This is a genomic window from Stenotrophomonas sp. BIGb0135 (genome assembly GCF_024810105.1).
Lineage (GTDB): Bacteria > Pseudomonadota > Gammaproteobacteria > Xanthomonadales > Xanthomonadaceae > Stenotrophomonas > Stenotrophomonas maltophilia_AB.
In genome coordinates, this window is record NZ_JANUDX010000004.1 from 241,657 (window position 1) to 268,269 (window position 26,613).

Consider the following 26,613-nt stretch of genomic DNA (forward strand, 5'->3'; position numbering starts at 1 on the left):
GGTTACACCGCCGCCGGGTGCCAGATCATCCCGGCGGGATCCAGCTCGGTCGTGGTCATCTGCGCAGCGCGCCAGCCGAAGCCGCAGACCGCCAGCACCCCCTCGGCGATGGTGTCGAGCTGCAACGCGCGCTCGATGTGCTTTTCATTGATGGCACCGGTGATGAACGCGCCCAGCCCGGCATCGGTGGCGGCCAGGTAGAGCGTCTGCGACAGGTGCCCCGCCTCCATCGCCACCACGCGATAGCTCTTGGCATGCTGGCGGTACTTCCAGAACGTGCGCTCGAACCGCGGGGCCAGCACGACCAGGACGTGGGCGTCGGCGAACCAGTGCTGCTGGCCCACCATCTCCATGACGAACGCGCGATCCACCGTGACCTCGCTGGCCACGCGCTCCAGCTCATGGGAGTCGCCGCGATAGTGGTACAGCCCCGGCGCGAGCCCGGCCACGTTCTGGACCACCAGGTAGGCCTCGATCGGATGCAGGCCACCGCCGGAGGGCACGCTTTTCTTGAGGAACACCAGGTCCTGCCCGACCTGGAAACGGCAGCGGCTGCCGAAGGTGCGTTGCAGCAGCTGGGCGAACACCGCCAGCGGCAAGGGCCGGTCGGGATCGAAGTTGCGGCAGGTGACGCGGCGCGCGAGCAGCTGGTCGAACGCGTTGCCGTCCACGTCCGGCAGCGCCAGGCGGGGGCCGGCGCCGGCCAGCTGCGGTGCTTCGCGCGGCGGCTCGCCCAGGGTCTGGCGCATCTGCTCGGCGGTCTCGGTTTCCGAGGCCTGCATGTTGTACACGGCATCCACGCCGTCCCAGCGCGAGAACGCATGCATCACGGCAGCCAGCGGATGCCAGTGCACCCCGCGCAGGCGCGCATCGCGCGCGGCCGCTACGCCGTCCCCGTCCTCGGCGATCAACAGGCCGGCCGCCAGCAGCGCCTGCGCCATCGGCATCTCGGCGGCGTCGGCGGCCAGCTCGGTCCAGGCGCTCGGGCTGAGCGTGCCGAGCCAGGCCTGCGCCTGCGCGGACAGCGCCACGGGCTGCTCCAGGTGCGGGGCCAGCGCCACCCAGCCGAGCGACCGCACGCGGCCGTCGCCGCCGTCCAGCAGCGCTTCGAACTGGAATGCCACCGTTTCCCGCGGCTCAAGCAGCAACATTGCACATCGCCTCAGGCGCACAACCCCTCCACCGCGTCTATGAGCACAAGAAAGGATATCGTTCCGGATGCCGACAACTTGACCCCGTTATCGCCCGGACCCTCAAGAACCCTGCGCCCGGGCCGACACCAGCTCATTGCGTCCATCCACAGAGAGCCCCGCCATGCCCACCCTGAAGCTTGAAGCTGCCTCCGCCAAACGCCTTGTCGAGCTGCTGTCCACCGACGATGCCTTCCGCGAGCGGTTCGTCACCGACACCGCGCAGGCCATCCTGGATACCGGCCACGTGCCGGAAAGCGATGCGGCCCTGCACGACTTCGTCAAGCAGTGCTGCAGCAACATCAGGCTGGCCGACAAGGACAGCATCGCCAAGGCGCAGAAGGAAATCTTCGCCATGCTCACCTCCGGTACCGGCTACAACGTGCCGATGCTGGAGCACGGCAAGGGCGCGCCGCGCACGCTGCGCTGAGGGCAGGCGTTACGGGGCCGACACCCGCGTCGGCCCCGCACCCGTGGGGCGCTGGCCGGTGGCCGCGCGCACATCCAGGATGTTGAGCGCCTGCAGGCAGAAGCTGCACTCGATTTCTGCGTAGGCCATGCCAGCGCGCTGCTGCAGCCAGCCGGCATGCTGGGCCGCGATCTTCTCCATGCCGGCATCCCGCGCGGCATGCATGGCCGCCACGCGCGTCTGCACGCGCGATTCGGGACTGATGAACGGCGCCAGCGTCTGCAGTGCTTCGCGCGGCTTGCCCTGGACGCGCTGCTGCTCGGCCTGCAACACCGCGCTGAACTCGTCCACCACCCGGCTCTTGGGCAGGTTCTTCAGTGCGGCGATCCGCTCCGGCAGTGTCTTGGCCAGGCTGCCATCGCCCAGCCGCCTGGCCACGATGCCGGCAGCCAGCGCCGACACCACCCGATCGATCGCATCCACGCTCGGCGCGCTGTCGATGCCGGCGAAGGCACGCGTGACCGCGTCATGGGTGAGCGCCAGCGCGCGTTGGCGCTGGCCGGACTGCATGTAGGCCACGGCCAGCGGCACGTGGTAGTTGAGCTGGTCGGCACCGGGCTTGTCGCGACTGCCGGCCAGGCCACGCTCGGCATGCCGGAGCGCGCCGGCCACGTCGCCGCGGTCCAGGGCGACGGTGGTCTTGACCAGGTCGCCGTGGTAGTTGGCCGCATCCAGCGCGTCGAGCAATGTGCCGGCGCGGCTGAAATCGCGGCGGGCGGCGGCCACGCTGGCTTGCCGCATCAGCGCCCCGTTCCAGCCGATCGACACCGCTTTGCCCAGGGCCGCGTCGGCGTCGTCGTAACGGCCCAGCGCGAGCAGGATGCGTCCGTACTGGTCCAGGCCGATGCTGTGCAGGTCCACGGTGCTTTCGGCCACGCGCTTGGCCAGTGGCAGCGCGTCGAGGAAGCGGTTTTCGTTGTACAGGTTCATCGCCGCGTTGTTCGCGGCCGGCACGTAGTCCGGATACAACTCGGACATGCGCAGCCAGCCGTCGCCGGCACGGTCCGGGTCGAACACCTGCAGGGTCCAGTTCTTGACGTACATCGCTTCGCGCGTGGGCAGGTGCGCGGTGAGTGCCTGGGCGCGCCGCAGCGCGTCGGCCGCCGAGCCGAAGTCGACCTGCGCGAAATGGCAGCGCGCCTGCCCCAGCCACGCCAGCGCGAAGTCGCCGTCGATCTCCGTGGCCTGCTGGTAGAAGCCCAGCGCGGCGCGGTAGTCGCCCTTGAGGTAGCGCTTCTGGCCCAGCGCGAAGGCGCGCAGTGCATCCATGTTGGCGGTGGTGACCTCCGGCAGCGGCATGGCATCGCGCTGGATCATGGCGGCCTCTTCGCCCAGCTCGTCGCGCAGCTCCAGCGAGACCTTGTCCACCGCCGCCAGCACGGCGCCCCGGTCGGCGAAGGACGTGCTCACCGCCAGCGTGTGCTGGGTGCGCGGGTCCATCACCTCCACCGAGAACCGCACCCGTCCGCCCACATCGGTCACCGCCGGCATCAGCACCAGGTTGGCGCCAGTGCGAAGCGCGACCACGGCGGCATTGCTGCGGTCCAGCGCGCCACCGCCCACGCCCTTGCGCATCATCTGCAGGGTGCGTTCGATGCGGTCCTGGCTGACCACGTTGACGTGGCGAGACTGTTCCAGGCTGATCCGGAAGGCCTGGTCCAGCGTGTCGTCCAGGATGGGGTTGTCGGTGAGGTTGCGCAGGTCGCCGATGACCACCCAGTCGCGCTCGGCGAAGGCGATCGCCGGCGCCGGCCGCAACAGCATCCAGCCGCCGGCCATCAGCATCGCCATCACCGCCAGCTCGGCGACCAGGGCCGCCGGTTGCCGCCACAGCGGGATATCGCGCCGGGCCTTGGCGTTGCCGCTCGGCATGCGCAGTGGGGCGAAGCCGATCTCGCCCACCTCGAACACTTCCTGGCGGGTGGGCACGCCCTTGAAGCGCCAGCGGCCATGCGATTTCCACAGCAGGCGCGTGGCGCGGTCCCCGAGCTCGCCGCTGGCGCGATGGGTCAGCGATTCGGCCACCGCCGACATCAGGATCTGGCCCGGCCGGGCCAGGGCCATCAGCCGGGCGGCCATCGGCTTGGCCAGGCCCTCGACCTCCAGCGACTTGGCACCCACCCTGATCGCTTCGGGGCTGTTCTCCCAGGTCAGCACTTCACCCACGTGCAGGCCGGCGCGGGCGCGCAGCACGATGCCGCGCTCCTCGCCCAGCCGCTTCAGCCCGCGCTGGTAATCCAGTGCGAAACCCAGCGCGTCGATCGCGCGTTCGAACAGCAGGAACAGGCCATCGGAGCGGTCGATCTGGTGCCCGTTCCATTGCTGCTGCAGCGTCAACACCAGTCGATCGTGCTGCTGGAACAGCTCGGCCGCAGCCGTATCACCGATGCGTTCGACCAGGATCAACGAATCGCACAGATCGGTGAACAACAACGCCCGCATCTGTGGGGCCTGGGTCGACGTTCCGATGTCGCCGTACATGCCGATCTTCCCCCGCTCAGGGTGTGGCGGTCGCGGCACGCGACCAGTGCAGCCGGTTGCCGCCCAGGCGCTTGGCCTGGTACAGCGCGTTGTCGGCGCGAGCGTACCATTCGCTCCAGTCGGTGTGGGGCTCGAGCAGGCGCACGCCGATGCTGACCGGGCAGACGTGGGGCACGCCGTGGGCGCGGTCCATCAGGCCGTGCACGGCGCTGAGGATGAATTCGGCGGCATGCTGCAGGCTGTCGGCGGTGGCCGTGCGCAGCAGCAGGCAGAACTCGTCACCGCCGAGCCGGCAGGCCAGGTCGGTCTCGGTCGCGACCGAGCGCAGGATGTTGGCCATGCTCTGCAGCACGCGGTCGCCGGCCTGGTGGCCGTGCTCGTCGTTGACCTTCTTGAAGTGGTCGCAGTCGATCAGCAGCAGGCCCTGCGGCGGGCCTTCGGGCTGGGTGCGGCAGTCCTGCAGGTACAGGGCCAGGCCACGCCGGTTGTGCAGGCCGGTCAGCTCGTCGGTCCGCACCAGCTCGCGGGTGTGGGTGAGCTGGTGGGTGGTGATGTACAGGTTGTCGAGCGCGGTCTCCAGGTCGTGGTTGCGCCGGCGCAGCTGGCGGATCAGGACCTGTTCGTTGCTCACCACGCGCATGATCGTGCGGCGCAGGAAATAGGCGATCAGCCCCGGATCGTGGTCCACCAGGCGCTGGAAGTCGGCGTTGCCCAGTTCCAGCACGACGCTGTCGGTGATCGCGCGCGCCTCCGCGCTGCGCGGGTGGTCGCCGATCAGCAGGCCGAGCTCGCCGAAGAATTCATTGGGGCCGAGCGACTTGACCAGCAGGTCTTCGCCAAAATCCAGCTCGATGCCGCCGCTGACGACCACGTACATCGTGTCGCCGGCTTGACCGCGGTGGAACAGCTGGTCACCTTTGGCCAGGTGCTGCTGCCGGCCGAACTGGGCGAACAGCGCGAACTCGCTGCTGCTCAATACGGCATGCACGATCTCAGCCATCGCAGTCTGGGCGATGCCTGGTTCCTGTTCGCACACAATCGCCGCAACCTTGCCGGTCATCCCGTGCACCCGCTTCCCAGCGTTCCCCCGGTGAGCCGAGGAGAATAGCACCCCTAAAAAGTGTGCGCCTCATCCCATTTCAGCGCCCGGGCGCCCCATTTTCGGGCGGCCGCGGCACATCCCCCTTTCATACGCAGCCCGGGTCCGCCAGCGGCCACCCGGCCGACGGGACGGACCGGCCGCCGAGCGGCCCCATGCAGCGACGGGCGGTCCCCCGACCGCCCGTCGCCCCGGCCTTCCCTGGCCGCCCTTGGGGGTCGGTCAGGCCGCGCGTTCGGCGTTGAACTGCTCCTCCTCGGTCGACCCGCTCAGGGCCGTGGTCGAGGACTGGCCCTGCTGGATGGCCTGGGTGACCGCGTCGAAGTAGCCGGTGCCGACCTCGCGCTGGTGCTTGACCGCGGTGAAGCCCCGGTCGGCCGCGGCGAACTCGGCCTCCTGCAGCTCCACGAAGGCGCTCATCTGGCGGCGCGCGTAGCCGTGGGCCAGGTTGAACATGGAGTAGTTCAGGGCGTGGAAGCCGGCCAGGGTGATGAACTGGAACTTGTACCCGTATTTGGCGATTTCCTTCTGGAAGCTGGCGATGGTGGCGTCGTCCAGGTTCTTCTTCCAGTTGAAGCTGGGCGAGCAGTTGTAGGCCAGCAGCTTGCCCGGGAACCTGGCGTGGATCGCCTCGGCGAACTTGCGGGCGAACTCCAGGTCCGGCTTGCCGGTCTCGCACCAGATCAGGTCGGCATAGGGCGCATAGGCCAGGCCGCGGCTGATCGCCTGGTCCAGGCCGTTGCGGGTCTTGTAGAAGCCTTCCACGGTGCGCTCGCCGGTGGTGAACGGCTGGTCGTTGCCATCCACGTCGCTGGTCAGCAGGTCGGCGGCCTCGGCGTCGGTGCGCGCCACCAGCAGGGTCGGCACGCCCATCACATCGGCCGCCAGGCGCGCGGCGTTGAGCTTCTCGATGGCCTCGCGGGTGGGCACCAGCACCTTGCCGCCCATGTGCCCGCACTTCTTCACCGAGGCCAGCTGGTCCTCGAAGTGCACGCCGGCGGCGCCGGCCTCGATCATCGCCTTCATCAGCTCGAAGGCATTGAGCACGCCCCCGAAACCGGCCTCGGCATCGGCCACGATCGGCTGCAGGAAGTCGATCTCATCCTTGCCTTCGGCATGGTGCAGCTGGTCGGCACGCAGCAGGGTGTTGTTGATCCGCTTGACCACCGCCGGCACCGAGTCGGCCGGATACAGCGACTGGTCCGGATACATCTGGCCGGCCAGGTTGGCGTCGGCGGCCACCTGCCAGCCGGACAGGTAGATGGCGTTCAAGCCCGCCTTCACCTGCTGCATGGCCTGGTTGCCGGTCAGCGCGCCGAGCGCGTTGACGAAGTCCTTTTCCTGCAGGTAGGTCCACAGCTTCTGCGCACCCAGCCGGGCCAGCGAATGCTCGACGTGCACCGTGCCGCGCAGGCGCACCACGTCGGCGGCAGTGTAGTTGCGCTGGATGCCCGCCCAACGCGGGTCGGTGTTCCATTCGTGCTGGATCTGTTCGGCGGTCGGCAGCGTGCTCATGGCGTTTCTCCAGGGGGGAAGACGGTGAATGGATGAAGCGGTGCGGAAGGCGGGCGGTACAGGTCAGTCGAGGCGGTCGTAAGCGGGCAGGGTCAGGAAGTCGGTGAGTGCGTCGCGGCGGCTCAGCTCGCCCAGCAGCGCGATGGCCTCGTCGATGCGGCCGCCGCCGGGCAGCGCGGCGCGGTCGCCCAGGCGCGCCGGCAACTGCGCCAGGGTGGCGTCGAGCAGGGCCAGGTCGATGGCGGTGCCGTCGTCCAGGTACTGGCCAGGGGTGTGCAGCCACTGCCACAGCTGGCTGCGGCTGATCTCGGCGGTGGCCGCGTCCTCCATCAGGTGGTGGATGGGCACGCAGCCGTTGCCGTCCAGCCAGGCGGCCAGGTAGCGCACGCAGACCTCGACATTGCCCTCGAAACCGCCGCGGGTGATGGTGCCGGTGGGCGCGGCGATCAGATCGTCGCGGCCCACCTGCACGTCGTTGCGCAGCACGCCGTGCTGGTTTGGCCCGGGCATGTGCGCGTCGAAGATCGCCTGCGCCACCGGGATCAACGCCGGATGCGCCACCCAGGTGCCGTCATGGCCGGCGGTCACTTCGCGCAGCTTGTCCGCGCGCACCCGCGCCATCGCCTGCTCGTTGGCGGCGGCATCGTGGTTGATCGGGATCTGCGCGGCCATGCCCCCCATCGCGTGCGCACCGCGGCGATGGCAGGTGCGGATCAGCAGTTCCGAATAGGCTTTCAGGAACGGCTGGGTCATGGTCACCTGGCCACGCTCGGGCAGCACCTTGTCGGCGTGGCGGCGGAAGGTCTTGATGTAGGAAAAAATGTAATCCCAGCGCCCGCAGTTCAGGCCGACGATGCGGTCGCGGAGCGCGTGCAGGATCTCGTCCATCTCGAACACCGCCGGCAGCGTTTCGATCAGCACCGTGACCTTGATCTGCCCATGCGGCAGGCCAAGCATGCCCTCGATGTGCGACAGCGCGGTCTCCCACAGCGCCGCCTCTTCCATGCTCTGCAGCTTGGGCAGGTAGAAGTACGGGCCACGTTGCTTGCACATCAGGGTGCGCGCGTTGTGGAAGGCGAACACCGCCGCGTCGAACAGGCTGCCGGCGATCGGCTGGCCATCGATGCGCACGTGCTTTTCATCCAGGTGCCAGCCGCGCGGGCGCACGATCAGCACCGCCTGTTCGTTGAACGGGCGCAGGGTGTATTGCTTGCCCGGCTTCCCATCGACGGATGGCCCGGTGTGGGTCAGATCGCCACGCACCGCGCCGATCAGCGCCTGCTGGCCGGCCAGCAGGTTGCGCCAGGCCGGGGCGGTGGAATCCTCGAAGTCGGCCATGAACACCTTGGCCCCGGAGTTCAGCGCGTTGATGACCATCTTCGGGTCGGTCGGGCCGGTGATCTCCACGCGGCGATCCTGCAGTGCGTCCGGCAGCGGGGCCACGCGCCAGTCGCCGTCCCGGATCTCGGCGGTGTCGGCGCGGAAGTCCGGCAGGCCGCCGCCGTCGAAGAACGCCTGGCGCGCCACCCGGGCCTGCAGCCGGCGCTGGCGCTCCGGCTCCACCGCACGGTGCAGCGACACCAGCAGCGCCAATACCCCCGCCGGCAGCAGCGCGGACTGGCCGGCGAGCTGGGTGGTGAGGGCGATGCCGGGAGTGGCCGGGGCATCGGCGGGGGTGGGCTGGGCAGTGGCGAAAGCGGCGACGGCGGACATGGCGGGTTCCTGCAGTGCGGTAGGGCCCCACCGTGCGCTGCCGTACCGTATTTGACAAAACAGTTATCGCAATGCTCACCATAAGGTGTGCTTATACTCGTAACGCCATGCCCACACCGCGCCCGCCAAGCCCCCGGTTTTCCTACAAATCCGACCGGCTAAAGCCGCTTCGGGCGTTCTGTCAGACGGTCCGCCTGGGCTCAGTCTCACGGGCAGCTGAGGCGCTTTTCGTCAGCCAGCCGGCCATCAGCCAGCAGTTGCAGGCGCTGGAACGCGAGCTGGGGGTGAGCCTGTTCGAGCGCAGCGGGCGCCGGCTGGTGCCCAGCCGCGAGGGCCAGCTGCTGTTCGAGATGGCCCAGCCGCTGGTGGAGAACCTGGACGGGCTGGAAGCCAGCTTCCGCGACAAGGTGAAGGGGCTGGACGCCGGCGAGCTCAACATCGCCGCCAACAGCTCGACCATCCTGTACCTGCTGCCGCGCATCGTGGAGCGCTTCCGCCAGCGCCACCCGGACGTGCGCCTGACCCTGCACAACGCGATCAGCGCCGATGGCACCGACCTGCTGCGCAGCGACGCGGCCGACCTGGCCGTGGGCTCGATGACCGACGTACCGGCCGACCTCAGCTACGCGCCCGCCTATCGCTTCGAGCAGGTCCTGATCGCCCCGCCGGGGCATCCGCTGGCGCGCGGCGAGCTCAGCCTGGAGGCGATCTCGCAACATCCGCTGGTACTGCCACCCAAGCGCCAGATCACCTACCGGCTGGTCGACCAGGTGTTCCAGCGGCACCGCTTGCCCTACACCGTGGCGCTGGAAGTGGGCGGCTGGGAGGTGATCAAGCAGTACGTGGCCATGGGCATGGGCATCTCGATCGTGCCGGCGCTGTGCCTCAACGATGGCGACCGCGAGAAGCTGGTGACGCGCTCGATGAGCGCGTGGTTCCCCGAGCGCAGCTACGGGGTGATCGTGCGCCGCGGCCGGTTCCTGTCGCCGCAGGCGCGCGCCTTCATCGAGCTGATCCAGCCGGACCTGTTCAGTCCGCGCAGCTATGATGAAAGCGGGCATTCCGAGCGCTGACCCGGGCATCTTCCATGTCGATCGAACTACGCCACCTGCGTTACTTCCTGGCCGTCGCCGATACCCTGCACTTCGGCCGCGCCGCCGAACGCCTCGGCATGTCCCAGCCCCCGCTCAGCCAACAGATCCGCCAGCTGGAAACCCTGCTCGGCGCGCGCCTGTTCGTGCGCGCCAACCGCCGGGTGGAACTCACCGATGCCGGGCGCGTGCTGCAGGAGCAGGCGCGCGAGGTGCTGGCGCGGGTGGATACCGCAGTCGACCTGACCCAGCGCGCGCAGCGCGGCGAAACCGGCGAACTGCGCATCGGGCTGACCCGGGCCACGCCGCTGTCCACGCAGATTCCACGCGCGATCTTTGCCTACCGGCAGCAGTTCCCGCACGTGAAGTTGAAGCTGCGCGAGATGAACACCCTGCAGCAGATCGATGCGCTGATGGCCGGCGAGCTGGACGTCGGCCTGATCCGCAAACGTGCGCTGCCGGCGCCGCTGGTGTCACGCAAATTGTTCAGTGACCCGCTGGCGCTGGTGGTGCACGACCAGCACCCCCTGGTGCGGGGCCTGCCCGCCGATGCGCCGCTGGCGCTGCGGCAGTTCGCGCATGAGCCGTTCGTGGGCTTCCTGCGCGAGGTGGGCGCAGGCATCCACGATCATTTCATCGCGCTGTGCCGCAGCGCGGGCTTCACCCCGCGCATCGTGCAGGAGGCGGGCGAAGCCTCGACGCTGATCAGCCTCGCCGCCTCGGGCCTGGGCGTCACCGTGCTGCCGGCTTCGTGCAGCCATATCCAGGTCGATGGGGCGCGCTTCGTCGCACTCAGCGACCGCGCCGCCAGTTCGGAAGTGCACGTGGCCTGCCGGCGCGGCGCGGCGTCGCCCCTGATCGGGCACTTCACCCGGCTGCTGCAGGGCGTCAGCGGCTGAGCGCGAGCGCCGCGGCGGCGGCCGGTTGCACGCGTCGCCGCAACCGCCAGGCAATGGCGGCGCCGGCCACGGTCAGCACGCCGACGAAGCCGCACACGCCCAGCCAGTCCCAGTGCGTGTAGAACACCCCACCGATCACCCCGGCCACGCTGGAGCCCAGGTAGTAGGCGAACAGGTACAGGGCCGACGCTTCGGCGCGCATGCTGCCGGCGCGGCTGCCGACCCAGCTGCTGGCCACCGAATGGCCGCCGAAGAAACCAAAGGTGACCAGCGCGATGCCCGCCGCCATGCAGCCCAGCCACGGTAGCGCCAGCAGCACGATGCCCAGCGCGATCAGCCCGTAGCAGATCGCCAGCACGCGGCTGCGGCCGTGCCGGTTGGCCTGCTGCCCCATCCACGCCGAACTGAAGGTGCCGACCAGGTAGACGCTGAAGATCAACCCGACCACGGTCTGGCTCAGGCCATAGGGCGGGGCCAGCAGGTGGTAGCCGAGGTAGTTGTACAGCGTGACGAACACGCCCATCAGCACGAAGGCGGTGGCAAACAACCAGGGCAGGCCGGGGTCGGCGAACAGGCTGCGCCAGCGTGCGGGCAGTTCGCGCAGGCCGCCGCGGCGGCTCTGGAAGTGGCGTGAGGGCGGCAGCTGGAACCACAGCAGCACGGTGCTCAGCAGCGCGATCACCGAGACCACGCCAATGCCCCAGCGCCAGCCCCAATGGTCGGCCACGATGCCGGCGATGAGGCGGCCGCTCATGCCGCCGATCGCATTGCCGCCGATGTACAGGCCCATCGCCAGGCCCAGCGCGCGGCTGTCCATCTCTTCGGCCAGGTAGGTCATGCCCACCGCCGGCACCCCGCTCAGCGCGATGCCCAGCAGGGTGCGCAGCACCAGCAGGGTGGACCAGTCGTCGACCAGCGCGGTGGCCACCGACAAGACGCTGGAGGCCAGCAGCGCAGCGACCATCACCCCGCGCCGGCCGATGCGGTCGGAGATCAGCCCGGCGATCAGCATCGAGACCGCCAGCAGGCCGGTGCTCAGCGACAGGGTCAGCGCGCTGTTGGCGGCCGATACGCCGAAGTGGCGGCTGAACTCGGGCAGCAGCGGCTGCACCGTGTAGAGCAGGCCGAAGGTGGAGAAGCCGGCCAGGAACAGCGCCGCCGCCGTGCGCCGGAATGCCGGGGTGCCCTGCTGGATGTGGTCTGTGGCCCCCGCAGCCGTGGGGGGTGCGGAGCTGCGGGCAGGGCCCGCTGCGGTGTCGCCATTCATGCCGGTAAGGCCCGCGTGGACGGGCCGGAGCGAAGAGTCAGCGCTCAGGATAGGCAGCGCCGACAAGTCGATCCATAACCTCCAATGTCTGAATCGAGACGCCGTGGATATCGATTCAGATCGGGCCCGGGGTTACAGCGCCTGCCAGGTCAGGCCCTCGCCGCGCCGGTAGTAGACGTGCGACGCCTTGCCGTACAGCGAACTGGCCTGGACCAGGCCGAAGAAGCGCCCATCGGCGCTGTTGCCGCGATGATCGCCGAGCATCAGCACTTCGCCCGCCGGCACGGTGAGGCCGCTGATGTCCGGGCCGCCACCTTGGCCGAGGTCGAGCCGGGCCAGGTGCTGGCCAAAGTCCTCGATCTCGCCCGCGCCTGCTTCTGCCAGGGGCTGGCCGTTGATGCTCAGGTGGCCCTGGTGCAGCTCCACTCGGTCACCGCCCACGGCGGCGATGCGCTTGATCAGGCGGATGCCGTCCACCGGTGAATCGAACACCGCCACGTCGCCGCGCTGCGGCTGGCCGGTGTGCAGTAGTTGCACCGAGGTGAACGGCAGGCGCAGGCCATAGGCGCGCATGTCCACCACCACCCGGTCGCCCGGCATCAGGGTGTGCTGCATCGAACCGCTGGGCACCTGGTAGTGGTTGGCCAGCGAATCACGCGCGGCCAGCAGCAGGCCCAGCATCACCGCCACCGGGAGGGCTTCCTTCTTCAGCCAGTGCAGCATCCGGTTGGGGGCGGCGGTGGCGGCGGGACGGTCCATGGCGGGGCTCTCTCAAGGGGTGAGGGTGTGACCGGGCGGCGCAGGCCGAGTTCCCGGCGGCGCAGACAGAAGCTACGCGATGTTTACGCGCCACGGCAGGCGCCGGCATGGCGGTTTTACGGGCCGCGGTCGCATCGTGGCGTCACCGCGCCGCAGGGCGCTTGTTCGAGGTGTTCCATGACCATCCTGATGATCCGGCACACGCCGCCTGGCGCGGCGCCGGATGCCGCCCCGCTGCCGGCCCGGGTTGCCGGGCACCGCCTGGCCTGTCGCGACTGCGACTCGCTGCCGGCCCTGCTGCGCTGCCTGCAGCGCGCCCAGCGCAGCCGGCCGGCGCTGGTGCTGATCGCCACCGCCGCGGTCGACGCACCGCAGTGGGCGCGTTACGGCCAGGCACTGCGCAGCGCGCTGGAGGCGCTGCCGGCGCCGTACATCGAGATGGCCAGCAACGATGACGACGCGCTGGACGCGCACCTGCACCCGCAGCACGGGCCGACGGCGCGGGTGGTGTGCAGCAGCGGCCGCGCCGATGCCTGCCGGCTGTCGCTGGCGATCGCCGCGCGTCGCCTGCAGGCCGTGCCGGAGGGGGCCTGAGCCATGTCGATCTTCATCATCCGCGGGCCGGAAGCCAGCGGCGCGCTGATCCGTACCGCCGCGCCGCTGCCGCCTCTCCTGCTGAAGGCGCTGGTGCATCGCGCGATCGACGCCGGCACCACGCTGGCGATCCGCGCCTGCGGCTCGGAGCAGGAACTGCTGGACGCGCTGCGCGTGGCCGACCACAGTCGCGGCGAGGTAACGCTGCTGGACCCGGGCGCCTGCGTGGACAGCGTGCGCCTGCAGCGGTTGCTGCCGCATCTGCACAACGTCTACGTGGAAGTGCACGACGACGATACGCGTGCCCCGGAGGCATGCCTGCCGGCGGATGTGGGCCAGCGTATCGGGGTCGCGCATGGGTACTGCGCGCAGAGTTACATGCATGCACTGGAGATCGCGCTGGACCATCTTGGGTGCAGCGAGATCGTGGAAGGCGTGCACGTGGGGACGTGAGGGACGCTGCCGCCGCGGAGCGTGTCTGCGCGCGGCGGTCGGTGGGTTTGGCGCTGGGCTCCCATACTCTTTCCGGCGATGCCTCCGGTGTCGGCCTGCGGCCGCTCCCCTCTTCTTGTTTCGCCTCAAGCGGCAGTCGGTGGGTTCGGCGCTGGGCCCCCATGCCCTTTCCGGCGAATGTCCTCCGGCCGCGGAGCGGCCTCCCCCTTTATTTCGCCTCCAAGGGCATGGGGGCCCAGCGCCAAACCCACCGACCCGCCTGGCTTCTACCTGCTTGGCGCAGCCGAGCCCCGTAGCGGCCGGTAGGCTCTTGGGCAACATAAAGGAGGAGGCCGCCCCGGGGCCGGCGGACATTTGCACCAGGGGCCTACCGGCCGCTACGGGGCCCTCGAGCTCGCAGAAGACCCCGGCGGAGCCGCCACCCCAAAAAAACGGGAGGGTTTCCCCGGCCGTTTTCGTTTTCGGCCTGCGGCCGCCACCTCCCTCTTTAGTCCGCCTCCGAGGGCATGAGGGCCCAGCGCCCAACCCACCGACCCGCCTGGCTTCTACCTGCTTACCGCAGCCGAGCCCCGTAGCGGCCGGTAGGCTCCTGGGCAAAATAAAGGAGGAGGCCGCCCCGCGGCCGGGGGACATTTGCACCAGGGGCCTACCGGCCGCTACGGGGCCCTCGAGCTCGCGCAAGGCCCCAGCGGAACCGCCACCCCAAAGAAAACGGCAGGATTTCCCCTCCTGTTTTCGTTCTCAGCCTGCCGCCGCCCCTCCCCCTTTATTTCGCCTCCAAGGCGATGAGTGCCCCAGCGCCCGATCCACCGACCAGCGCCAGGAGCCTGGCTTCCACCTTAGCGTAAGCCAAGCCCCGTAGCGGCCGGTAGGCTCCTGGGCAAAATAAAGGAGGAGGCCGCTCTGCGGCCGGGGGACATGTGCACCAGGGGCCTACCGGCCGCTACGGGGCCCTCGAGCTCGCAGAAGACCCCGGCGAAGCCACCACCCCCCAAAAAAAACGGCAGGGTTTCCCCTGCCGTTTTCGTTTTCAGCGTGCACCGGTGGAGGGTCCGACTCACGGTCGGCCCCCCAAGGTTCGCGCGGTTACTTCAGCCCGCGATTGACCAGCAGCGGTTCCACCGACGGATCCTTGCCGCGGAACTCGCGGTACAGATCCGCCAGCTCCACGCTGTTGCCGCGCGAGAGGATCTTGTCGCGGAACACCTGGCCGTTCTCCGGCGTCAGGCCGCCATGTTCCTTGAACCACTCGAAGGCATCATGGTCGAGCACTTCAGCCCAGAAGTAGGCGTAGTAACCGGCCGAATAGCCGCCGCCCCAGATGTGGTCGAAGTACGTGGTGCGGTAACGCGGCGGCACCTGCGCCAGGTCCACCTTGAACTTCTTCAACGCAGCCGCCTCAAACGGCGCCACGTCCTGCAGCGGCGCATCGGCCGGCTGGGTGTGCCAGGCCAGGTCCAACAGCGCCGCCGACAGGTACTCGGTGGTCGCATACCCCTGGTTGAAGGTGCGTGCCTTGAGGATCTTGTCGACCAGTGCCTGCGGCATCGGTTCGCCGGTCTTGTAGTTCTTCGCGTAGTTGGCGAAGACCTTCGGGTCCAGCGCCCAATGTTCGTTGAACTGCGACGGGAACTCCACGAAATCGCGCGAGGTGCTCGTGCCCGCGATCGACGGGTACTTCACCTTCGAGAACATGCCGTGCAGCGCGTGGCCGAACTCATGGAACATCGTGGTCACGTCATCGAAGCTGAGCAGCGCGGGCTGGCCGGCGGCGGGCTTGGTGAAGTTGCACACGTTGTAGACCACCGGCTTGGCACCGGTCAGGCCGTCCTGCTCGACGAACACGTCCATCCAGGCGCCACCGGACTTGCTGTCACGCTTGAAGTAGTCGGTGTAGAACAGCGCCAGCGAGGTGCCGTCCTTGTCGAACACTTCGTAGACCTTCATGTCCGGGTGGTAGGTCGGGATGTCGGTGCGCGGCTTGAACGTGATCCCGTACAGCTGGGTGGCGGCGTAGAAGACGCCGTTCTGCAGCACGTTGTCCATCTCGAAGTACGGCTTGATCTGCGACTCGTCCAGGTCGTACTGCGCCTTGCGCACCTGCTCGGCGTAGAAGTCCCAGTCGGACGCGGCGAGCTTGAAACCGCCCTTCTGTGCGTCGATCACCTTCTGCATTTCGCCGATCTCGCCACGCGCCTTCGCGGTGGCCGCCGGCACGGTGTCGGTCAGCAGCTTGAGCGCGGCGGCCGGGGTCTTGGCCATCTGGTCGGCCAGGCTGTAGGCGGCGTAGTTGTCGAAGCCAAGCAGCTTGGCCTTCTGCGCACGCAGCTGGGCCAGGCGCTGCACGGTCTGCCGGGTGTCGTTGGCATCGCCCTTCTCGGCGCGGGTTTCCGACGCCTTGAGCACCGCGGCGCGCTGGTCGCGGTCGCTCAGCGAGGCCAGCACCGGCTGCTGGGTGGTGTTCTGCAGCGGCAGCACGTACTTGCCGTCCAGCTTGCGGTCCTTGGCGTCGGCGGCGGCGGTGTTGATCGCATCCTCGTCCAGGCCGGCCAGCTTGGCCTTGTCGTCGACCACCACCGCACCGGCGGCCGTGGCGGCGACCAGTCGGGTGTGGAACTGGGTGGCCAGCGTGGTTTCTTCCACGTTGAGCTTGCGCAGCGCGGCCTTGTCGGCATCGTTGAGCTGCGCGCCGGCGCGCACGAATTCCTGGTAGTCACGCTCGACCAGGCGCAGCTGCACCGGATCCAGGCCCAGCGACTGGCGCTGGTCGTACACACTCTTGATGCGGGCAAACAGCTTCGGGTCGAGGTTGATCTCGTCCTGGTGGTCGGCCAGCTTCGGCGCGACCTCTTCCTGGATCTTCTGGCGCGCATCGTTGGTATCGGCCTGAACCAGGCCGAAGAAGATGCGCGACACGCGGGTCAGGGTCTCGCCGCTGCGCTCGAGCGCTTCGATGGTGTTGTCGAAGGTGGCCGGCTCGGGGTTGTCGGCGATCTTGCGGACTTCGGCCAGGTGCTGCTTCATGCCTTCGTTGAAGGCCGGCAGGTAGTCACTGTCCTTGATCTTGTCGAAAGGCGGTGCCTGGAACGGCAGCGTGCTGGCGCTCAACAGGGGGTTGGTGGAGGCATCGGCCGGCTGCTGCGCGGCGGGGGTCTGGGTGTCGGACACGGGGGTGGACTCCTTGCCGGAACAGGCCGCCAGCGCCAGGCTGATGGCAGCGGCCAAAACTACGGTACGCGACATGAAACAGGCTCCTTGGAATGGGATGCGGCTGCGGAAAACCGCAGCCGATCACCCTACTCCGATTGCCCGCAGGCGGCATGTGCCGGACGTGGCGCATGGCTGTGCGGGCCCCGGCGCCAGCGCGGGCGGGGCCTGGTCCGGCTCACACGGTGCCGCGGTTCTTGCCCTGCCACGGTCGGTAGTAGGCGCGGATGGCGGCCATGTCGGCGGCATCATCGCCACTGGAGTGGAACAGCGGGCCGATCCCGATGGTCTTCTCCGGGTAGTGGAAGTACGCCGCCAGCACCGGCACGTCGGCCATCCGCGCGATCTTCAGGAAACCGGCCTTCCAGTGGGTGACCGCCTTGCGGGTGCCCTCGGGGGTGATGGCGTACCACATGCGCTCGGAATTGCGGATCAGGCTGACCGCCTGTTCCACGGTGCCCTGCGGCGAACTGCGGTCCAGCGGGATCACCCCCAGCGCGCGCAGCAACGGCGACAGCGGCCACCAGAACAGCGAGGCCTTGCCCAGCACCTTGACCTGCATGCCCAGCGCGATCTTGGCCGCCATGCCCCAGAACCCGTCCCAATTGGACGAATGCGGGGCAACGATGAACACCAGTTTGGGCACGTCCGGGAAGGTGCCCACCACCTTCCAGCCGCCCAGGCGCAGGGTGCAGCGGGCCAGCCAGCGCAGGAAACGGTTGGGTTTGACCTGCGGCATGTTGGGCGGCACAGCCGGCAGCAGCGGACTTCGGTTGTTCAAGCAATCACTCCCAATTGCGTGTGGTGCGTCCGCGCTTGATCTGCGCGCGGCCCTTTTTCTCGTCCAGGCGGCGCAGCTTGGCCCCGTACGAGGGCTTGGTGGCCACGCGTGGCTTGGGCACGCTCAGGCTCTCCTGGATGAACGCGGCCAGGCGCTCGCGGGCGTCGTCGCGGTTGCGGTCCTGGGTCCGGAAACGCTGCGCATCGATCACCAGCACGCCGTCGCCGGTCATGCGCCGGTCGCGCCGGGCCAGCAGGCGCGAGCGCAGCGGCTCGGGCAGCGACGGCGAGCCGGCCACGTCGAACCGCAGCTCCACGGCGGTGGACACCTTGTTCACGTTCTGGCCGCCGGCACCGCTGGCGCGCACGAAGCGTTCGACCAGTTCCGCATCGGGAATGGACAGGTGTGCGCTGATGGTGACGGGTCCGAGAGCCATGGGCGGCATTGTAAAGGCAGGACCGCTGTCGAGGGTGAGCGCAAGATCCCCGATGACGCCGATAACGTCCGTCATATGCGGTCCGATGACGTCTTCGCGGGTATCCTCGTACTTCCATGCAACGCAGGATGCCCCGCACATGCTTTCGATTCGTCCCCTGGCCCGGCTCGGCCTGATCCTCGCCCTCGGCCTGGCCGCCGCCGCGCCCGCACTGGCCACGCCGCCCTCCGATGCCGACGTCAACCGGTTGCTGGCCGCCTCGCGTGCGCAGAGCCTGCTGGACGGCATGCTGCCGCAGCTGGAAGCGATGCAGCGCCAGCAGTTCGAACAGATTGCCCAGCGCCGACCGCTGGATGCCGGCCAGATCGAGCAGCTCAAGCGGATGGAGCAACGCACCAACGCCACCATCCGCAAGGCGCTGTCGTGGCAGGAGCTGCGGCCGATGTATGTGGACCTCTACAAGAAGAGCTTCAGCAAGGAAGACGTGCTGGCAATGGCCGAGTTCTACGAGAGTGCGGCCGGGCAGAGCCTGCTCGACAAGACCCCGGTGCTGATGCAGAACGTCATGGTGGCCATCCGCCAACGGATGGACCCGCTGTTGGCTGATCTGGAAAAGGACATGCAGGCGATCGTGAATGAACGGTCGCTCCCGGCCAACAACGGGAACCCGCCGGTGGTCGACGTGCCCGAACCGCGCAGGTAAGGCCACTCTCGGCGGGCCGCGCAGCTTTTCAGCCGACCAACGGTCGGCTCTACGGGGTCGGCGCGGTCACACCACGTCCCAGCCGAACAGATCCATCGCCTTGCGGAACTCGCCGTCCACCGGCGCGCTGACGTCCATCGTGGTGCCGTCCGGGTGCGGAAAGCGCAGCCGCTCGGCGTGCAGCAGCATGCGGTGGATGCCCTGCATGCGGAAACTGCGGTTGTGGCGGCCATCGCCGTGGCTGGTGTCGCCGATGAGGTGGTGGGACAGGTGCTTGAGGTGGCGGCGGATCTGGCGGAAGCGGCCGGTCTGCGGCTGGCAGCGCAGCAGCGCGTAGCGCGAGGTTTCGAACTCGCCCACCGGGACGGCGATCTCGCCCACGGCCACGCGCTGGAAATGGGTGATGGCCTGCTTCTTCACCGGCTTGCCGGGGCCGCCATCGAGGTCATGGTCGACGGTGAAGATTTCTTCGGCCGGCCAGCCACGGCAGATCGCCAGGTAGTCCTTGGTCACGTCGCCGCCCATCAGCGCCTTGCCCAGCACGCTGGCGCTGTCGCGATCGAAGGCCAGCAGCAGGCAGCCGCTGGTGGCGCGGTCGAGCCGGTGTACCAGGAAGATCGGCTTGCCGAGCTGGTCGCGCAGGCGATCGGCGAGGAAGTCGTCTTCGCCACGCGCCAGCTTGCTGTCATGGACCATCAGCCCGGCGGGCTTGTTGACCACGGCCAGGCGGTCGTCCACGTGCAGCAACTGCAGGGGGGCCACGGCGGACGCGGGAAGGGTTGCGGTGTCGGTATCGATGTCGTTCACCGACCGATTATCCCCGCCCGCCGCAGGCAGCGCCATCAAGCGGGATTCAGGCGACGTCGCGCACCGCGATCAGTTCGCCGTTGCCGATCGGCACCCGCACACAATGGAATTGCGGATCGCCGCGCACCTGCGCCTCGAAGGCAGCCATCTGGTCGGCATGCGAGACAGCGTTGTCGACCACCAGCAGGCCACCGGGACGCAGCACGCGACGCAGGTCCGGCCACCAGCCCAGGTACTGGCTGCGTTCGGAATCCAGGAACAGCAGGTCGATACTGGCCTCGGCCGCAGCGCGCAGCCACGCACCGGCATCGATGTGGACCAGCTCGATCTGCGCAGCCAGGCCGCTGCGCGCGAAGGTGTCCCTCGCCAGGGCGATCTTGTCGGCCGCGTACTCCAGCGTGGTGACCTGCCCGCCGATGGCAGCGCATGCTTCGGCCAGCCACAGCGTGGAATAGCCGTTGGAGGTGCCGATCTCCAGCACCCGCCGCGCGCCGGTGGCGCGCACCAGCACCCCCAGCAACTCGCCGGTGTCCGGGGTGATGTTGAGCATGCGCTGGGCGCGCTCGGGGTGGGTGGCGTCGTTGTCGGCGCCGAAGCGGGCCAGTTCGTCCTTGAGCGCCTGCAGCGTCATCTCAGCGGCGCCACCAGGCGCTGGCCAGCGAGAACAGGCCGGCCACGCCACTCACCCAGCTCCACACCGGCGCATCACCGAAATACCAGCCGCCCGGCTGCATGCCGTACAGCACCGCCGCGACAATCAGCAGGCCGACGCCGGCGATCGCCGCCACCGCGCGCTTCTGCAGTTTCTGCAGGTTGGTATTGAGCGCGACCAGGTCCTGCGAGCGCATCGACAGCTCGTGCCCGCCATCCACCTGCTGCTTCAGCCAGGCGTGCACCAGGCGCGGCATGTCCGGGGTGTGGGTCATGATTTCCGGCAGCCGCTTGCGCAGCTCCTTCAGCACCCGGCGCGGGCTGTAGCGCTCGCGCAGGATGCGCTCGAGCACCGGCCGCGCCACCGCCCAGATGTCCAGTTCCGGATCGAGCTGGCGGCCCACGCCTTCGATGTTGAGCAGGGTCTTCTGCAGCAGGATCAGCTGCGGCTGCAGGGTCAGCTCGTAGCGCTGGGCCACGCGGAACAGCTTGATCAGCACTTCGGCCAGCGAAATCTGCGACAGCGGCCGGGTGAAGTAGGGCTCGCACACCGAACGCGCCGCCGCTTCCAGCTCGTCGATGCGCACGTTGTTGGGCATCCAGCCGGCCTCGACATGGAGCTCGGCCATGCGCCGGTAGTCCTTGTTGAAGATGGCCATGAAATTCTCGGCCAGGTAGTACTGATCTTCCTGCGAGAGCTGGCCCATGATGCCGAAGTCCAGCGCGATGAAGCGCGGGTTGTCGCGGCGCGCCGGATCGATATCGACCCAGATGTTGCCGGCGTGCGCATCGGCGTGGAAGAAGTTGTCGCGGAACACCTGGGTGTAGAACACCCGCACGCCCTTGGCGGCCAGCGCCTTGCGATCGATGCCGGCCTTGTCCAGCGCAGCGATGTCGTCGGACGGAATGCCCCACACCCGCTCCAGGGTCAGCGCGCGTTCGGCGGTGTGGCTCCAGATCACTTCCGGCACGTACAGATCGTCCGAATCGACCCAGTTGCGGCGCAGTACGCTGGCATTGGCGCCTTCGCGCTGCAGGTCCAGCTCGGCGGCGAGGGTGTTCTCGACCTCGGCCACCACTTCGCGCGGGCGGATCTTGTCGGCGCGCGGATGGGCGCGCTCGACCAGCGCGGCGGCCGAGGTGAGCAGCGCGATGTCGGCGTCGATCTGCCGTTCGATGTCCGGGCGCAGCACCTTGACCACTACCTGGCGGCCGTCGGCCAGCGTGGCCGCATGCACCTGGGCGATCGAGGCCGAGGCCAGCGGCTGCAGGTCGAAGCTGGCGAACGCCTCGCTGACCGGGCGGCCGAGCGCCTGCTCGACGATGCGCTGGGCGGTCGCGCCGTCGAACGGCTTGACCCGGTCCTGCAGCAGGGTGAGTTCATTGGCCACGTCGGCCGGGATCAGGTCGCGGCGGGTCGACAGGATCTGCCCGAACTTGACGAAGATCGGGCCGAGGTCCTGCAGCGCCAGACGCAGCCGGGCGCCGCGCGACTGCGCGGCGATATCGGCCGAGGCGCGTGGCACGAACGGCTTGGCCAGGCGCAGCCAGCGCTCGAGCGGGGTGCCCTGCAGCAGGTCGTCCAGGCGGTAGCGCAGGATCACGCGGCCGATGCGGGTGGCGCGGAACATCGCCTTCATGCGCGCACCTGGCGCAGGCGCTGCACGCGCACGGCGATGCGTTCCACATCGTCGCGCATCACGTCCACGTCGTCGTGGAAGGCTTCCAGTTCTGCTCGCGGTACCACGTCGCGCGACTCCTCGGTGACATATTCGGCGGCGCTGTGCGCCAGGTCGGACGCGCCGCGGCGCGCATGCTGCAGGGCCGAGCGCAGGCTGTTGGCGACCTGCACCCCCAGCACCTCGCCGAACACGCGCACGAACGGCTGCTGCCAGTCCGGATCGAAACGGGTGGCCAACTGCTGCAGGCGCCGGGCCAGCTCGGCATCGCCGGAGACCTTGACCCGCCCGGCCGGCGCATCGCCGCCGCGGCGGGCGTTGGCCAGGAACGGCAACTGCGCCAGTACCCCGCCCAGCGTGCTGCGTACGGCCAGGTCCGGCTCCTGCTGCGGGTCGACCGGGCCCACGGTCAGCCGCTCGCCGTCCACCCCGATCCGCATCGCCAGCGCGGGCGACTCCAGGGTCAGGGCGATGTGGCGGCCATCCAGCGCGCCCAACGCGGCGCGGGTGTCCGGGTCCAGTGCCAGCGCGCGGTTGAGCGCCAGTTGCAGCGCATTGCCGGCCAGCGGCTTGAGGGAACTGAGGAGGGAACGGGCCATCGCTGCATTCTACTCGGCCCATGGCAGCGGCGGACCCCGCGCGCGCGTCGAGGCTGACGCGATCATGAAGGCCGGTTGCGCCGCCGGCCGCTGACCGGTTCATGCTATGCGGCCCACATCAGGCGCAGGAGCGGCAACAGCATGGGCAAGACCCGGGTAGGCATCATCTTCGGTGGCCGTTCGGCCGAGCATGAGGTTTCGCTGCAGTCGGCGAAGAACATCGTGGACGCCTTGGACACGACACGCTTCGACGTGACCCTGATCGGCATCGACAAGCAGGGCCAATGGCATGTCAGCGACCCGCAGGCGTTCCTGCTGCACGCCGAGGATCCGGCCCGGATCGCGCTGAACCCCTCGGGCAACGCCTTGGCCGTGCGCCCCGGGCTGGAGCACCAGCAACTGGTGCCCACCGACCCGGCCACGGCACTGGAACAGATCGACGTGGTGTTCCCGATCGTGCACGGCACGCTGGGCGAGGACGGTTCCCTGCAGGGCCTGCTGCGCATGGCCAACCTGCCCTTCGTCGGCTCCGGCGTGCTCGGCTCGGCGGTGGCGATGGACAAGGACGTGGCCAAGCGCCTGCTGCGCGACGCCGGCCTGGCCGTGGCGCCGTTCGCCTGCTTCAACCGGGCCAGCGCGGCCGACGCCGACTACGCCGCGCTGGTGGCGCAACTGGGCTCGCCGCTGTTCGTCAAACCGGCCAACCAGGGCTCGTCGGTGGGCGTGAGCAAGGTGCACGACGCGCGGGAATTCCACGAGGCCCTCGCGCTGGCACTGTCCTACGACCACAAGGCGCTGGTGGAAACGGCGATCGAGGGACGCGAGATCGAATGCGCCGTCCTTGGCAACGAGCACCCCGAAGCCAGCGTGTGCGGCGAGGTGGTGGTGCACGACGCGTTCTATTCCTACGCCACCAAGTACATCAGCGAGACCGGCGCCGACGTGGTGGTGCCGGCGGACATCAGCGACGCCGACCAGCAGCGCATCCGCGACATCGCCGTGCGGGCCTACCAGGCGCTGGACTGCGCCGGGCTGGCGCGGGTGGATGTGTTCCTCGGCCGCGACGGTGAGGTGGTGATCAACGAGATCAACACCCTGCCCGGCTTCACCCGGATCAGCATGTACCCCAAGTTGTGGGCCGCCAGCGGCCTGGGCTACACCGCGCTGATCACCCGGCTGCTGGAACTGGCCCTGCAGCGGCATGCGCGCGAACGCGCATTGCGCAGCTCGATCATGGCCTGATACGACGACGGCCCGACGCGCTTTCGCACGCCAGGCCGTCGCAAGGCACTGCCTGGGCAACCCGCGCTGGAGAGAGGTAGCGCGGGTTGCCCGGCAGACTAACCTCGCTTGCGGAACATCGACACCACCGCCAGGATCAGGAACACCACGAACAGGATCCAGGCGATGTTGCTGGCGGCACCGGCGATGCCGGAGAAACCAAGCACCGCCGCGATGATGGCGATGACGAAAAAGATAACGGCGTAATGCAGCATGTCGATCCTCGCGTAATGCGTGCCGGATTGGCGTGCTGCCATGGTGGCCAGAAGCCGGTGTTCAGGAAGTGACGGCATCTTGTGCATGCGATGAAGACTTCAGCCTCGTGAGGCCTTCGTCAATGCTGACCTGCGGCACGTAGCCGAAGTCCCGACGCGCCGGCTCCATGCTGTACCAATGCGGGGTGCACAGCTGTTCGGCGAGGAAGCGGGTCATCGGCGGCTCGCCACGCAGGCGCAGCAGCGGCCAGAGGCGCTCGGCCACCGCACCGATGCGGTAGGCGGTCTTGAAGCTGATCGACCGGTGCACCGCCGGTGCGCCCACCGCGGCCAGCAGCTTGTTGAGCAGCTCGCGCATCGGCAGCGGTTCGCCGTTGGAGATGAAGTACGCCTTGCCCGCGCATGCCGCGCCCGGGGCGAGGTGCTCGAAGGCCAGGAAATGCGCCAGCGCGGCGTTGTCGATGTAGGTGGTGTCGACCAGGTTGCTGCCGTCGCCGACGAAGCGCAGCCGGCCGGCACGCGCGCGCTCGGCCAGGCGCGGGACCAGTTGCTGGTCGCCCGGCCCCCAGATCAACCGCGGGCGCAGCGCCACGGTGGCGAGGCGGGCGTCATTGGCGGCCAGCACGCGCTGCTCGGCGATGGTCTTGGTGGCCGCATACGGGGCCTGGAAGTTTTCGCCATACGGCACCTCGTCCGCGCCGAGGCCTTCCACCGGATGGGTGGCGCGATGGGTCACGCTGGGCGTGGAGGTGTAGACCAGCCTGCCTACGCCATGCGCGCGGCAGGCGGCGATGACGTTGTCGGTGCCGACCACGTTGGCCTGGTGATAGCTCTCGTAGCTGCCCCACGCACCGGCCTTGGCCCCGTTGTGGAACACCGCATCGACGCCGGCCACCGCGTGGCGCACGGCATCGGCGTCGGCCAGGTCGCCACGGATCTGGCCCACGCCGAGCGCGGCCAGCGGCGGGTAGTCGCCGCGGTTGAAGCTGAGCACCTGGTGGCCACGCTGCACCAGCCCACGGCACAGCGCCTGCCCGAGGAAGCCACCACCGCCAGTCACCAGGATCTTCATGCGCGCGTGTCCACTTGGGTTGCGGCCCAGACGGCCAGCTTTTCGCGGCCGATCTTGGCGTTGTGGCGGATATCCACCGGGAAGGAGGGATGCATCAGGAACTGCGTGATGCGGGAGGTGTGCGGGTGGGTGTCGGCTTCGCGGCGCAGGCGTTCGCGCAGTGCCGGGGTATCGCTGCAGCCGGGCTGCAGCTCCACGCACAGCACCGGTCGCTGCTGGCCGGCCGCGCCGACGCCCACCAGCGCGGTGCGGGCGATGCCCTCGAGCGCATTGAACACGGGCTCCACCTGCTCGGTGTACATCGGCCCATGCGCCGTTTGCAGGCGCTGGGTCTTGCGCCCGCAGAACCACAACCGGCCCTGCGCGTCGAAGTAGCCCACATCGCCCATGCGGTGCACCACGCGCGTGCTGCCGTCGGCGAGCACCTCGCGGACCTTGGCCGCGGCGGTGGCCTGTGGGCGGTTGAAGTAGCTGTCGGTGGCGGTCGGGCCGGCCACGGTGATTTCCCCGACCTCGCCGGTGGCCAGTTCGCGCACCTGCGACCAGTCGGCCAGCGGCGCGTCATCGATGGCGATGATGCGCACTTGGTTGGGCGCCACCACGCGGCCCACGCAGGTCCCGGCGCCGGCCTCGGTGGCCTGGCGGGTGCTCTCCAGCTCGCGGCCCTCGATCACCGCCACCGGCAGGCACTCGGTGGCCCCGTAGGGCGTCCAGAACTCGGCATCGGCCGGCAACAGGCGGCGGATCCGGGCGACCACGTCCGGCGGCACCGGCGCACCGGCCGAGGTCACCCGGCGCACGCCGGCCAGCGGCTGGCCGTGGTCGGCCAGCACCCGCATCAGCGCCGGCGAGCCGAACAGCTGGGTGATGCCGAAGCGGGCGATCGCATCGTGCAGCTTGCGCGGATCGGCCTTGGCCGGGCGCGTGGGGTCCATGTCCGGGATCACCGAGGTCAGCCCCAGCGCCGGGTCGAACAGCGCGAACGGCGGGAAGGTGGGCAGGTCCACGCCACCGGGTTCCATGCCGAAGGCCGCACGCAGCAGCTCGACCTGGCCCACGAAGTGGCGGTGGCGGTAGACCACGCCCTTGGGCACGCCGGTGGAGCCGCTGGTGAACAGGATCGCGGCGACGTCCTCGCCATCGGTGGCGGCCATCGGCTGCGGCGCGCGCGCGCCCTCGGCCTCGACCCGGGCCAGCGTGGTGCCGCCCCAGCCCCAGCGCCGGCCCACCGTGACCAGGGTCTTCACCCCCGGGCACCAGCGCAGCACCAGCCGCGCCACGTGGGCCAGGCCAATGCCGATGAAGGCCTGCGGCTGCGCCTCGTCCAGGCACTGCTTGAGTGCGCGCTTGTCGATGCCGGGGTCGACCAGCACCGGCACCGCGCCGTTCTTGAACAGCGCGAACATCAGCAGGAAGAACTCCGGCGAGGGCCGCACCATCACCACCGCGCGCACGCCGCGGCCGATGCCGTGGGCGGCCAGGCCGGCGGCCATGGCGTCGCTGCGCGCGTTGAGGGTGCGGTAGTCCAGGGTGACGTCATAGGCGGCCATGCCGCCCGCACCGGGCTTTCCGGGGCAGCGGATGGCGATCTGGTCGGGGCGTTCACGGGCCAGCTCGGGCAGGCGCGCGGCAATGTTGGTGGCGGCGTTCAT

24 protein-coding genes are annotated in these 26,613 nt (G+C 69.2%); 7 read left to right on the forward strand and 17 right to left on the reverse strand.

Going from position 1 to position 26,613, the window contains the following annotated elements:
• Positions 1–2: 2 nt before the first annotated feature.
• A complete protein-coding gene (locus tag M2421_RS11640; RefSeq protein ID WP_259206797.1) occupies positions 3–1,172 on the reverse strand; it encodes a putative peptide maturation dehydrogenase in 1,170 nt (389 codons plus the stop codon).
• A gap of 142 nt (positions 1,173–1,314) precedes the next feature.
• Between M2421_RS11640 and M2421_RS11645 the strand changes: the two genes are divergently transcribed.
• Complete coding sequence (locus M2421_RS11645; RefSeq protein ID WP_259206798.1) at positions 1,315–1,620, forward strand: NHLP-related RiPP peptide; 306 nt, start codon at positions 1,315–1,317, stop codon at positions 1,618–1,620.
• A gap of 9 nt (positions 1,621–1,629) precedes the next feature.
• Here M2421_RS11645 and M2421_RS11650 read toward each other — a convergent pair whose 3' ends face one another.
• The 4 genes from M2421_RS11650 to aceB all read right to left on the reverse strand — a co-directional run bounded on the left by M2421_RS11650 (position 1,630) and on the right by aceB (position 8,467).
• Positions 1,630–4,140 carry a putative peptide modification system cyclase gene (locus M2421_RS11650; RefSeq protein ID WP_259206799.1) on the reverse strand — a complete coding sequence of 837 codons (2,511 nt, stop codon included), beginning with the start codon at positions 4,138–4,140 and terminating at the stop codon, positions 1,630–1,632.
• Positions 4,141–4,156: 16 nt separating this feature from the next.
• Positions 4,157–5,200 carry a GGDEF domain-containing protein gene (locus M2421_RS11655; protein WP_259206800.1) on the reverse strand — a complete coding sequence of 348 codons (1,044 nt, stop codon included), beginning with the start codon at positions 5,198–5,200 and terminating at the stop codon, positions 4,157–4,159.
• A gap of 261 nt (positions 5,201–5,461) precedes the next feature.
• A complete protein-coding gene (gene aceA, locus M2421_RS11660; RefSeq protein ID WP_259206801.1) occupies positions 5,462–6,754 on the reverse strand; it encodes an isocitrate lyase in 1,293 nt (430 codons plus the stop codon).
• A 63-nt stretch (positions 6,755–6,817) separates the two neighbouring features.
• Complete coding sequence (gene aceB / locus M2421_RS11665; RefSeq protein ID WP_259206802.1) at positions 6,818–8,467, reverse strand: malate synthase A; 1,650 nt, start codon at positions 8,465–8,467, stop codon at positions 6,818–6,820.
• Between the two features lie 107 nt (positions 8,468–8,574).
• Between aceB and M2421_RS11670 the strand changes: the two genes are divergently transcribed.
• Positions 8,575–9,540, forward strand: coding sequence for a LysR family transcriptional regulator (locus tag M2421_RS11670; protein ID WP_259206803.1), 966 nt, complete (start codon positions 8,575–8,577; stop codon positions 9,538–9,540).
• A 14-nt stretch (positions 9,541–9,554) separates the two neighbouring features.
• Positions 9,555–10,457, forward strand: a complete 903-nt coding sequence (locus M2421_RS11675; RefSeq protein ID WP_259206804.1) for a LysR substrate-binding domain-containing protein — start codon at positions 9,555–9,557, stop codon at positions 10,455–10,457.
• Here M2421_RS11675 and M2421_RS11680 read toward each other — a convergent pair.
• Together M2421_RS11680 and lepB are read right to left on the reverse strand one after the other, a co-directional pair.
• Positions 10,447–11,724 carry an MFS transporter gene (locus M2421_RS11680; protein ID WP_259206805.1) on the reverse strand — a complete coding sequence of 426 codons (1,278 nt, stop codon included), beginning with the start codon at positions 11,722–11,724 and terminating at the stop codon, positions 10,447–10,449. The two genes, M2421_RS11675 and M2421_RS11680, sit on opposite strands and share 11 nt — an antisense overlap.
• Positions 11,725–11,856: 132 nt before the next feature.
• Positions 11,857–12,483 (reverse strand): signal peptidase I, encoded by a 627-nt coding sequence (gene lepB / locus M2421_RS11685; protein ID WP_259206807.1) that lies wholly within the window; start codon positions 12,481–12,483, stop codon positions 11,857–11,859.
• A gap of 177 nt (positions 12,484–12,660) precedes the next feature.
• Here lepB and M2421_RS11690 point away from each other — a divergent pair, with 177 nt between their 5' ends.
• A complete protein-coding gene (locus tag M2421_RS11690; RefSeq protein ID WP_259206810.1) occupies positions 12,661–13,077 on the forward strand; it encodes a hypothetical protein in 417 nt (138 codons plus the stop codon).
• 3 nt (positions 13,078–13,080) lie between these two features.
• Positions 13,081–13,530: a 3-dehydroquinate dehydratase gene (locus M2421_RS11695; RefSeq protein WP_259206811.1), complete on the forward strand. Its 450-nt coding sequence runs from the start codon at positions 13,081–13,083 to the stop codon at positions 13,528–13,530.
• Between the two features lie 1,086 nt (positions 13,531–14,616).
• Here M2421_RS11695 and dcp read toward each other — a convergent pair.
• From dcp to arfB, 3 genes are all read right to left on the reverse strand, one after another.
• Positions 14,617–16,773, reverse strand: a complete 2,157-nt coding sequence (gene dcp, locus M2421_RS11700) for a peptidyl-dipeptidase Dcp (RefSeq protein ID WP_259206813.1) — start codon at positions 16,771–16,773, stop codon at positions 14,617–14,619.
• A gap of 142 nt (positions 16,774–16,915) precedes the next feature.
• A complete protein-coding gene (locus M2421_RS11705) occupies positions 16,916–17,518 on the reverse strand; it encodes a lysophospholipid acyltransferase family protein (RefSeq protein ID WP_310439806.1) in 603 nt (200 codons plus the stop codon).
• A gap of 4 nt (positions 17,519–17,522) precedes the next feature.
• On the reverse strand, positions 17,523–17,954 hold the full coding sequence (gene arfB, locus M2421_RS11710) for an alternative ribosome rescue aminoacyl-tRNA hydrolase ArfB (protein WP_259206814.1): 432 nt from the start codon (positions 17,952–17,954) through the stop codon (positions 17,523–17,525).
• Positions 17,955–18,093: 139 nt separating this feature from the next.
• Here arfB and M2421_RS11715 point away from each other — a divergent pair, with 139 nt between their 5' ends.
• Positions 18,094–18,657, forward strand: a complete 564-nt coding sequence (locus tag M2421_RS11715; RefSeq protein ID WP_310439809.1) for a DUF2059 domain-containing protein — start codon at positions 18,094–18,096, stop codon at positions 18,655–18,657.
• Positions 18,658–18,723: 66 nt separating this feature from the next.
• Here M2421_RS11715 and M2421_RS11720 read toward each other — a convergent pair whose 3' ends face one another.
• Genes M2421_RS11720 through M2421_RS11735 form a run of 4 tightly spaced genes read right to left on the reverse strand, consistent with a single transcriptional unit; the run spans position 18,724 to position 22,393 of the window.
• A complete protein-coding gene (locus tag M2421_RS11720; protein WP_259206937.1) occupies positions 18,724–19,494 on the reverse strand; it encodes a pseudouridine synthase in 771 nt (256 codons plus the stop codon).
• Positions 19,495–19,510: 16 nt separating this feature from the next.
• The gene (locus M2421_RS11725; protein ID WP_259206816.1) at positions 19,511–20,095 is read right to left on the reverse strand and encodes a class I SAM-dependent methyltransferase; all 585 of its coding nucleotides are present in this window, start codon (positions 20,093–20,095) and stop codon (positions 19,511–19,513) included.
• Between the two features lies 1 nt (position 20,096).
• The gene (gene ubiB, locus M2421_RS11730) at positions 20,097–21,755 is read right to left on the reverse strand and encodes a ubiquinone biosynthesis regulatory protein kinase UbiB (RefSeq protein ID WP_259206817.1); all 1,659 of its coding nucleotides are present in this window, start codon (positions 21,753–21,755) and stop codon (positions 20,097–20,099) included.
• Positions 21,752–22,393, reverse strand: coding sequence for an SCP2 sterol-binding domain-containing protein (locus tag M2421_RS11735; RefSeq protein WP_259206818.1), 642 nt, complete (start codon positions 22,391–22,393; stop codon positions 21,752–21,754). The genes ubiB and M2421_RS11735 overlap by 4 nt, the downstream gene beginning before the upstream one ends.
• A gap of 141 nt (positions 22,394–22,534) precedes the next feature.
• Here M2421_RS11735 and ddlA point away from each other — a divergent pair, with 141 nt between their 5' ends.
• Positions 22,535–23,635 carry a D-alanine--D-alanine ligase gene (gene ddlA / locus M2421_RS11740; RefSeq protein ID WP_259206819.1) on the forward strand — a complete coding sequence of 367 codons (1,101 nt, stop codon included), beginning with the start codon at positions 22,535–22,537 and terminating at the stop codon, positions 23,633–23,635.
• Between the two features lie 98 nt (positions 23,636–23,733).
• On the opposite strand, the gene M2421_RS11745 is transcribed toward ddlA, so the two are convergent.
• The 3 genes from M2421_RS11745 to oleC all read right to left on the reverse strand — a co-directional run bounded on the left by M2421_RS11745 (position 23,734) and on the right by oleC (position 26,613).
• On the reverse strand, positions 23,734–23,889 hold the full coding sequence (locus M2421_RS11745; protein ID WP_038691201.1) for a DUF1328 domain-containing protein: 156 nt from the start codon (positions 23,887–23,889) through the stop codon (positions 23,734–23,736).
• Between the two features lie 61 nt (positions 23,890–23,950).
• Complete coding sequence (gene oleD, locus M2421_RS11750) at positions 23,951–24,961, reverse strand: 2-alkyl-3-oxoalkanoate reductase (RefSeq protein WP_259206821.1); 1,011 nt, start codon at positions 24,959–24,961, stop codon at positions 23,951–23,953.
• Positions 24,958–26,613, reverse strand: a complete 1,656-nt coding sequence (oleC, locus tag M2421_RS11755) for an olefin beta-lactone synthetase (RefSeq protein WP_259206823.1) — start codon at positions 26,611–26,613, stop codon at positions 24,958–24,960. The genes oleD and oleC overlap by 4 nt, the downstream gene beginning before the upstream one ends.

What these genes read in the sequence shown, in the direction of transcription:
- M2421_RS11645 (WP_259206798.1), top strand. Translation starts at nt 1,315, where the DNA reads ATGCCCACCCTGAAGCTTGAAGCTGCCTCCGCCAAACGCCTTGTCGAG.
- M2421_RS11650 (WP_259206799.1), bottom strand. Translation starts at nt 4,140, where the DNA reads ATGTACGGCGACATCGGAACGTCGACCCAGGCCCCACAGATGCGGGCG.
- M2421_RS11655 (WP_259206800.1), bottom strand. Translation starts at nt 5,200, where the DNA reads ATGACCGGCAAGGTTGCGGCGATTGTGTGCGAACAGGAACCAGGCATC.
- aceA (WP_259206801.1), bottom strand. Translation starts at nt 6,754, where the DNA reads ATGAGCACGCTGCCGACCGCCGAACAGATCCAGCACGAATGGAACACC.
- aceB (WP_259206802.1), bottom strand. Translation starts at nt 8,467, where the DNA reads ATGTCCGCCGTCGCCGCTTTCGCCACTGCCCAGCCCACCCCCGCCGAT.
- M2421_RS11670 (WP_259206803.1), top strand. Translation starts at nt 8,575, where the DNA reads ATGCCCACACCGCGCCCGCCAAGCCCCCGGTTTTCCTACAAATCCGAC.
- M2421_RS11675 (WP_259206804.1), top strand. Translation starts at nt 9,555, where the DNA reads ATGTCGATCGAACTACGCCACCTGCGTTACTTCCTGGCCGTCGCCGAT.
- M2421_RS11680 (WP_259206805.1), bottom strand. Translation starts at nt 11,724, where the DNA reads ATGAATGGCGACACCGCAGCGGGCCCTGCCCGCAGCTCCGCACCCCCC.
- lepB (WP_259206807.1), bottom strand. Translation starts at nt 12,483, where the DNA reads ATGGACCGTCCCGCCGCCACCGCCGCCCCCAACCGGATGCTGCACTGG.
- M2421_RS11690 (WP_259206810.1), top strand. Translation starts at nt 12,661, where the DNA reads ATGACCATCCTGATGATCCGGCACACGCCGCCTGGCGCGGCGCCGGAT.
- M2421_RS11695 (WP_259206811.1), top strand. Translation starts at nt 13,081, where the DNA reads ATGTCGATCTTCATCATCCGCGGGCCGGAAGCCAGCGGCGCGCTGATC.
- dcp (WP_259206813.1), bottom strand. Translation starts at nt 16,773, where the DNA reads ATGTCGCGTACCGTAGTTTTGGCCGCTGCCATCAGCCTGGCGCTGGCG.
- arfB (WP_259206814.1), bottom strand. Translation starts at nt 17,954, where the DNA reads ATGGCTCTCGGACCCGTCACCATCAGCGCACACCTGTCCATTCCCGAT.
- M2421_RS11715 (WP_310439809.1), top strand. Translation starts at nt 18,094, where the DNA reads ATGCTTTCGATTCGTCCCCTGGCCCGGCTCGGCCTGATCCTCGCCCTC.
- M2421_RS11725 (WP_259206816.1), bottom strand. Translation starts at nt 20,095, where the DNA reads ATGACGCTGCAGGCGCTCAAGGACGAACTGGCCCGCTTCGGCGCCGAC.
- ubiB (WP_259206817.1), bottom strand. Translation starts at nt 21,755, where the DNA reads ATGAAGGCGATGTTCCGCGCCACCCGCATCGGCCGCGTGATCCTGCGC.
- M2421_RS11735 (WP_259206818.1), bottom strand. Translation starts at nt 22,393, where the DNA reads ATGGCCCGTTCCCTCCTCAGTTCCCTCAAGCCGCTGGCCGGCAATGCG.
- ddlA (WP_259206819.1), top strand. Translation starts at nt 22,535, where the DNA reads ATGGGCAAGACCCGGGTAGGCATCATCTTCGGTGGCCGTTCGGCCGAG.
- M2421_RS11745 (WP_038691201.1), bottom strand. Translation starts at nt 23,889, where the DNA reads ATGCTGCATTACGCCGTTATCTTTTTCGTCATCGCCATCATCGCGGCG.
- oleD (WP_259206821.1), bottom strand. Translation starts at nt 24,961, where the DNA reads ATGAAGATCCTGGTGACTGGCGGTGGTGGCTTCCTCGGGCAGGCGCTG.
- oleC (WP_259206823.1), bottom strand. Translation starts at nt 26,613, where the DNA reads ATGAACGCCGCCACCAACATTGCCGCGCGCCTGCCCGAGCTGGCCCGT.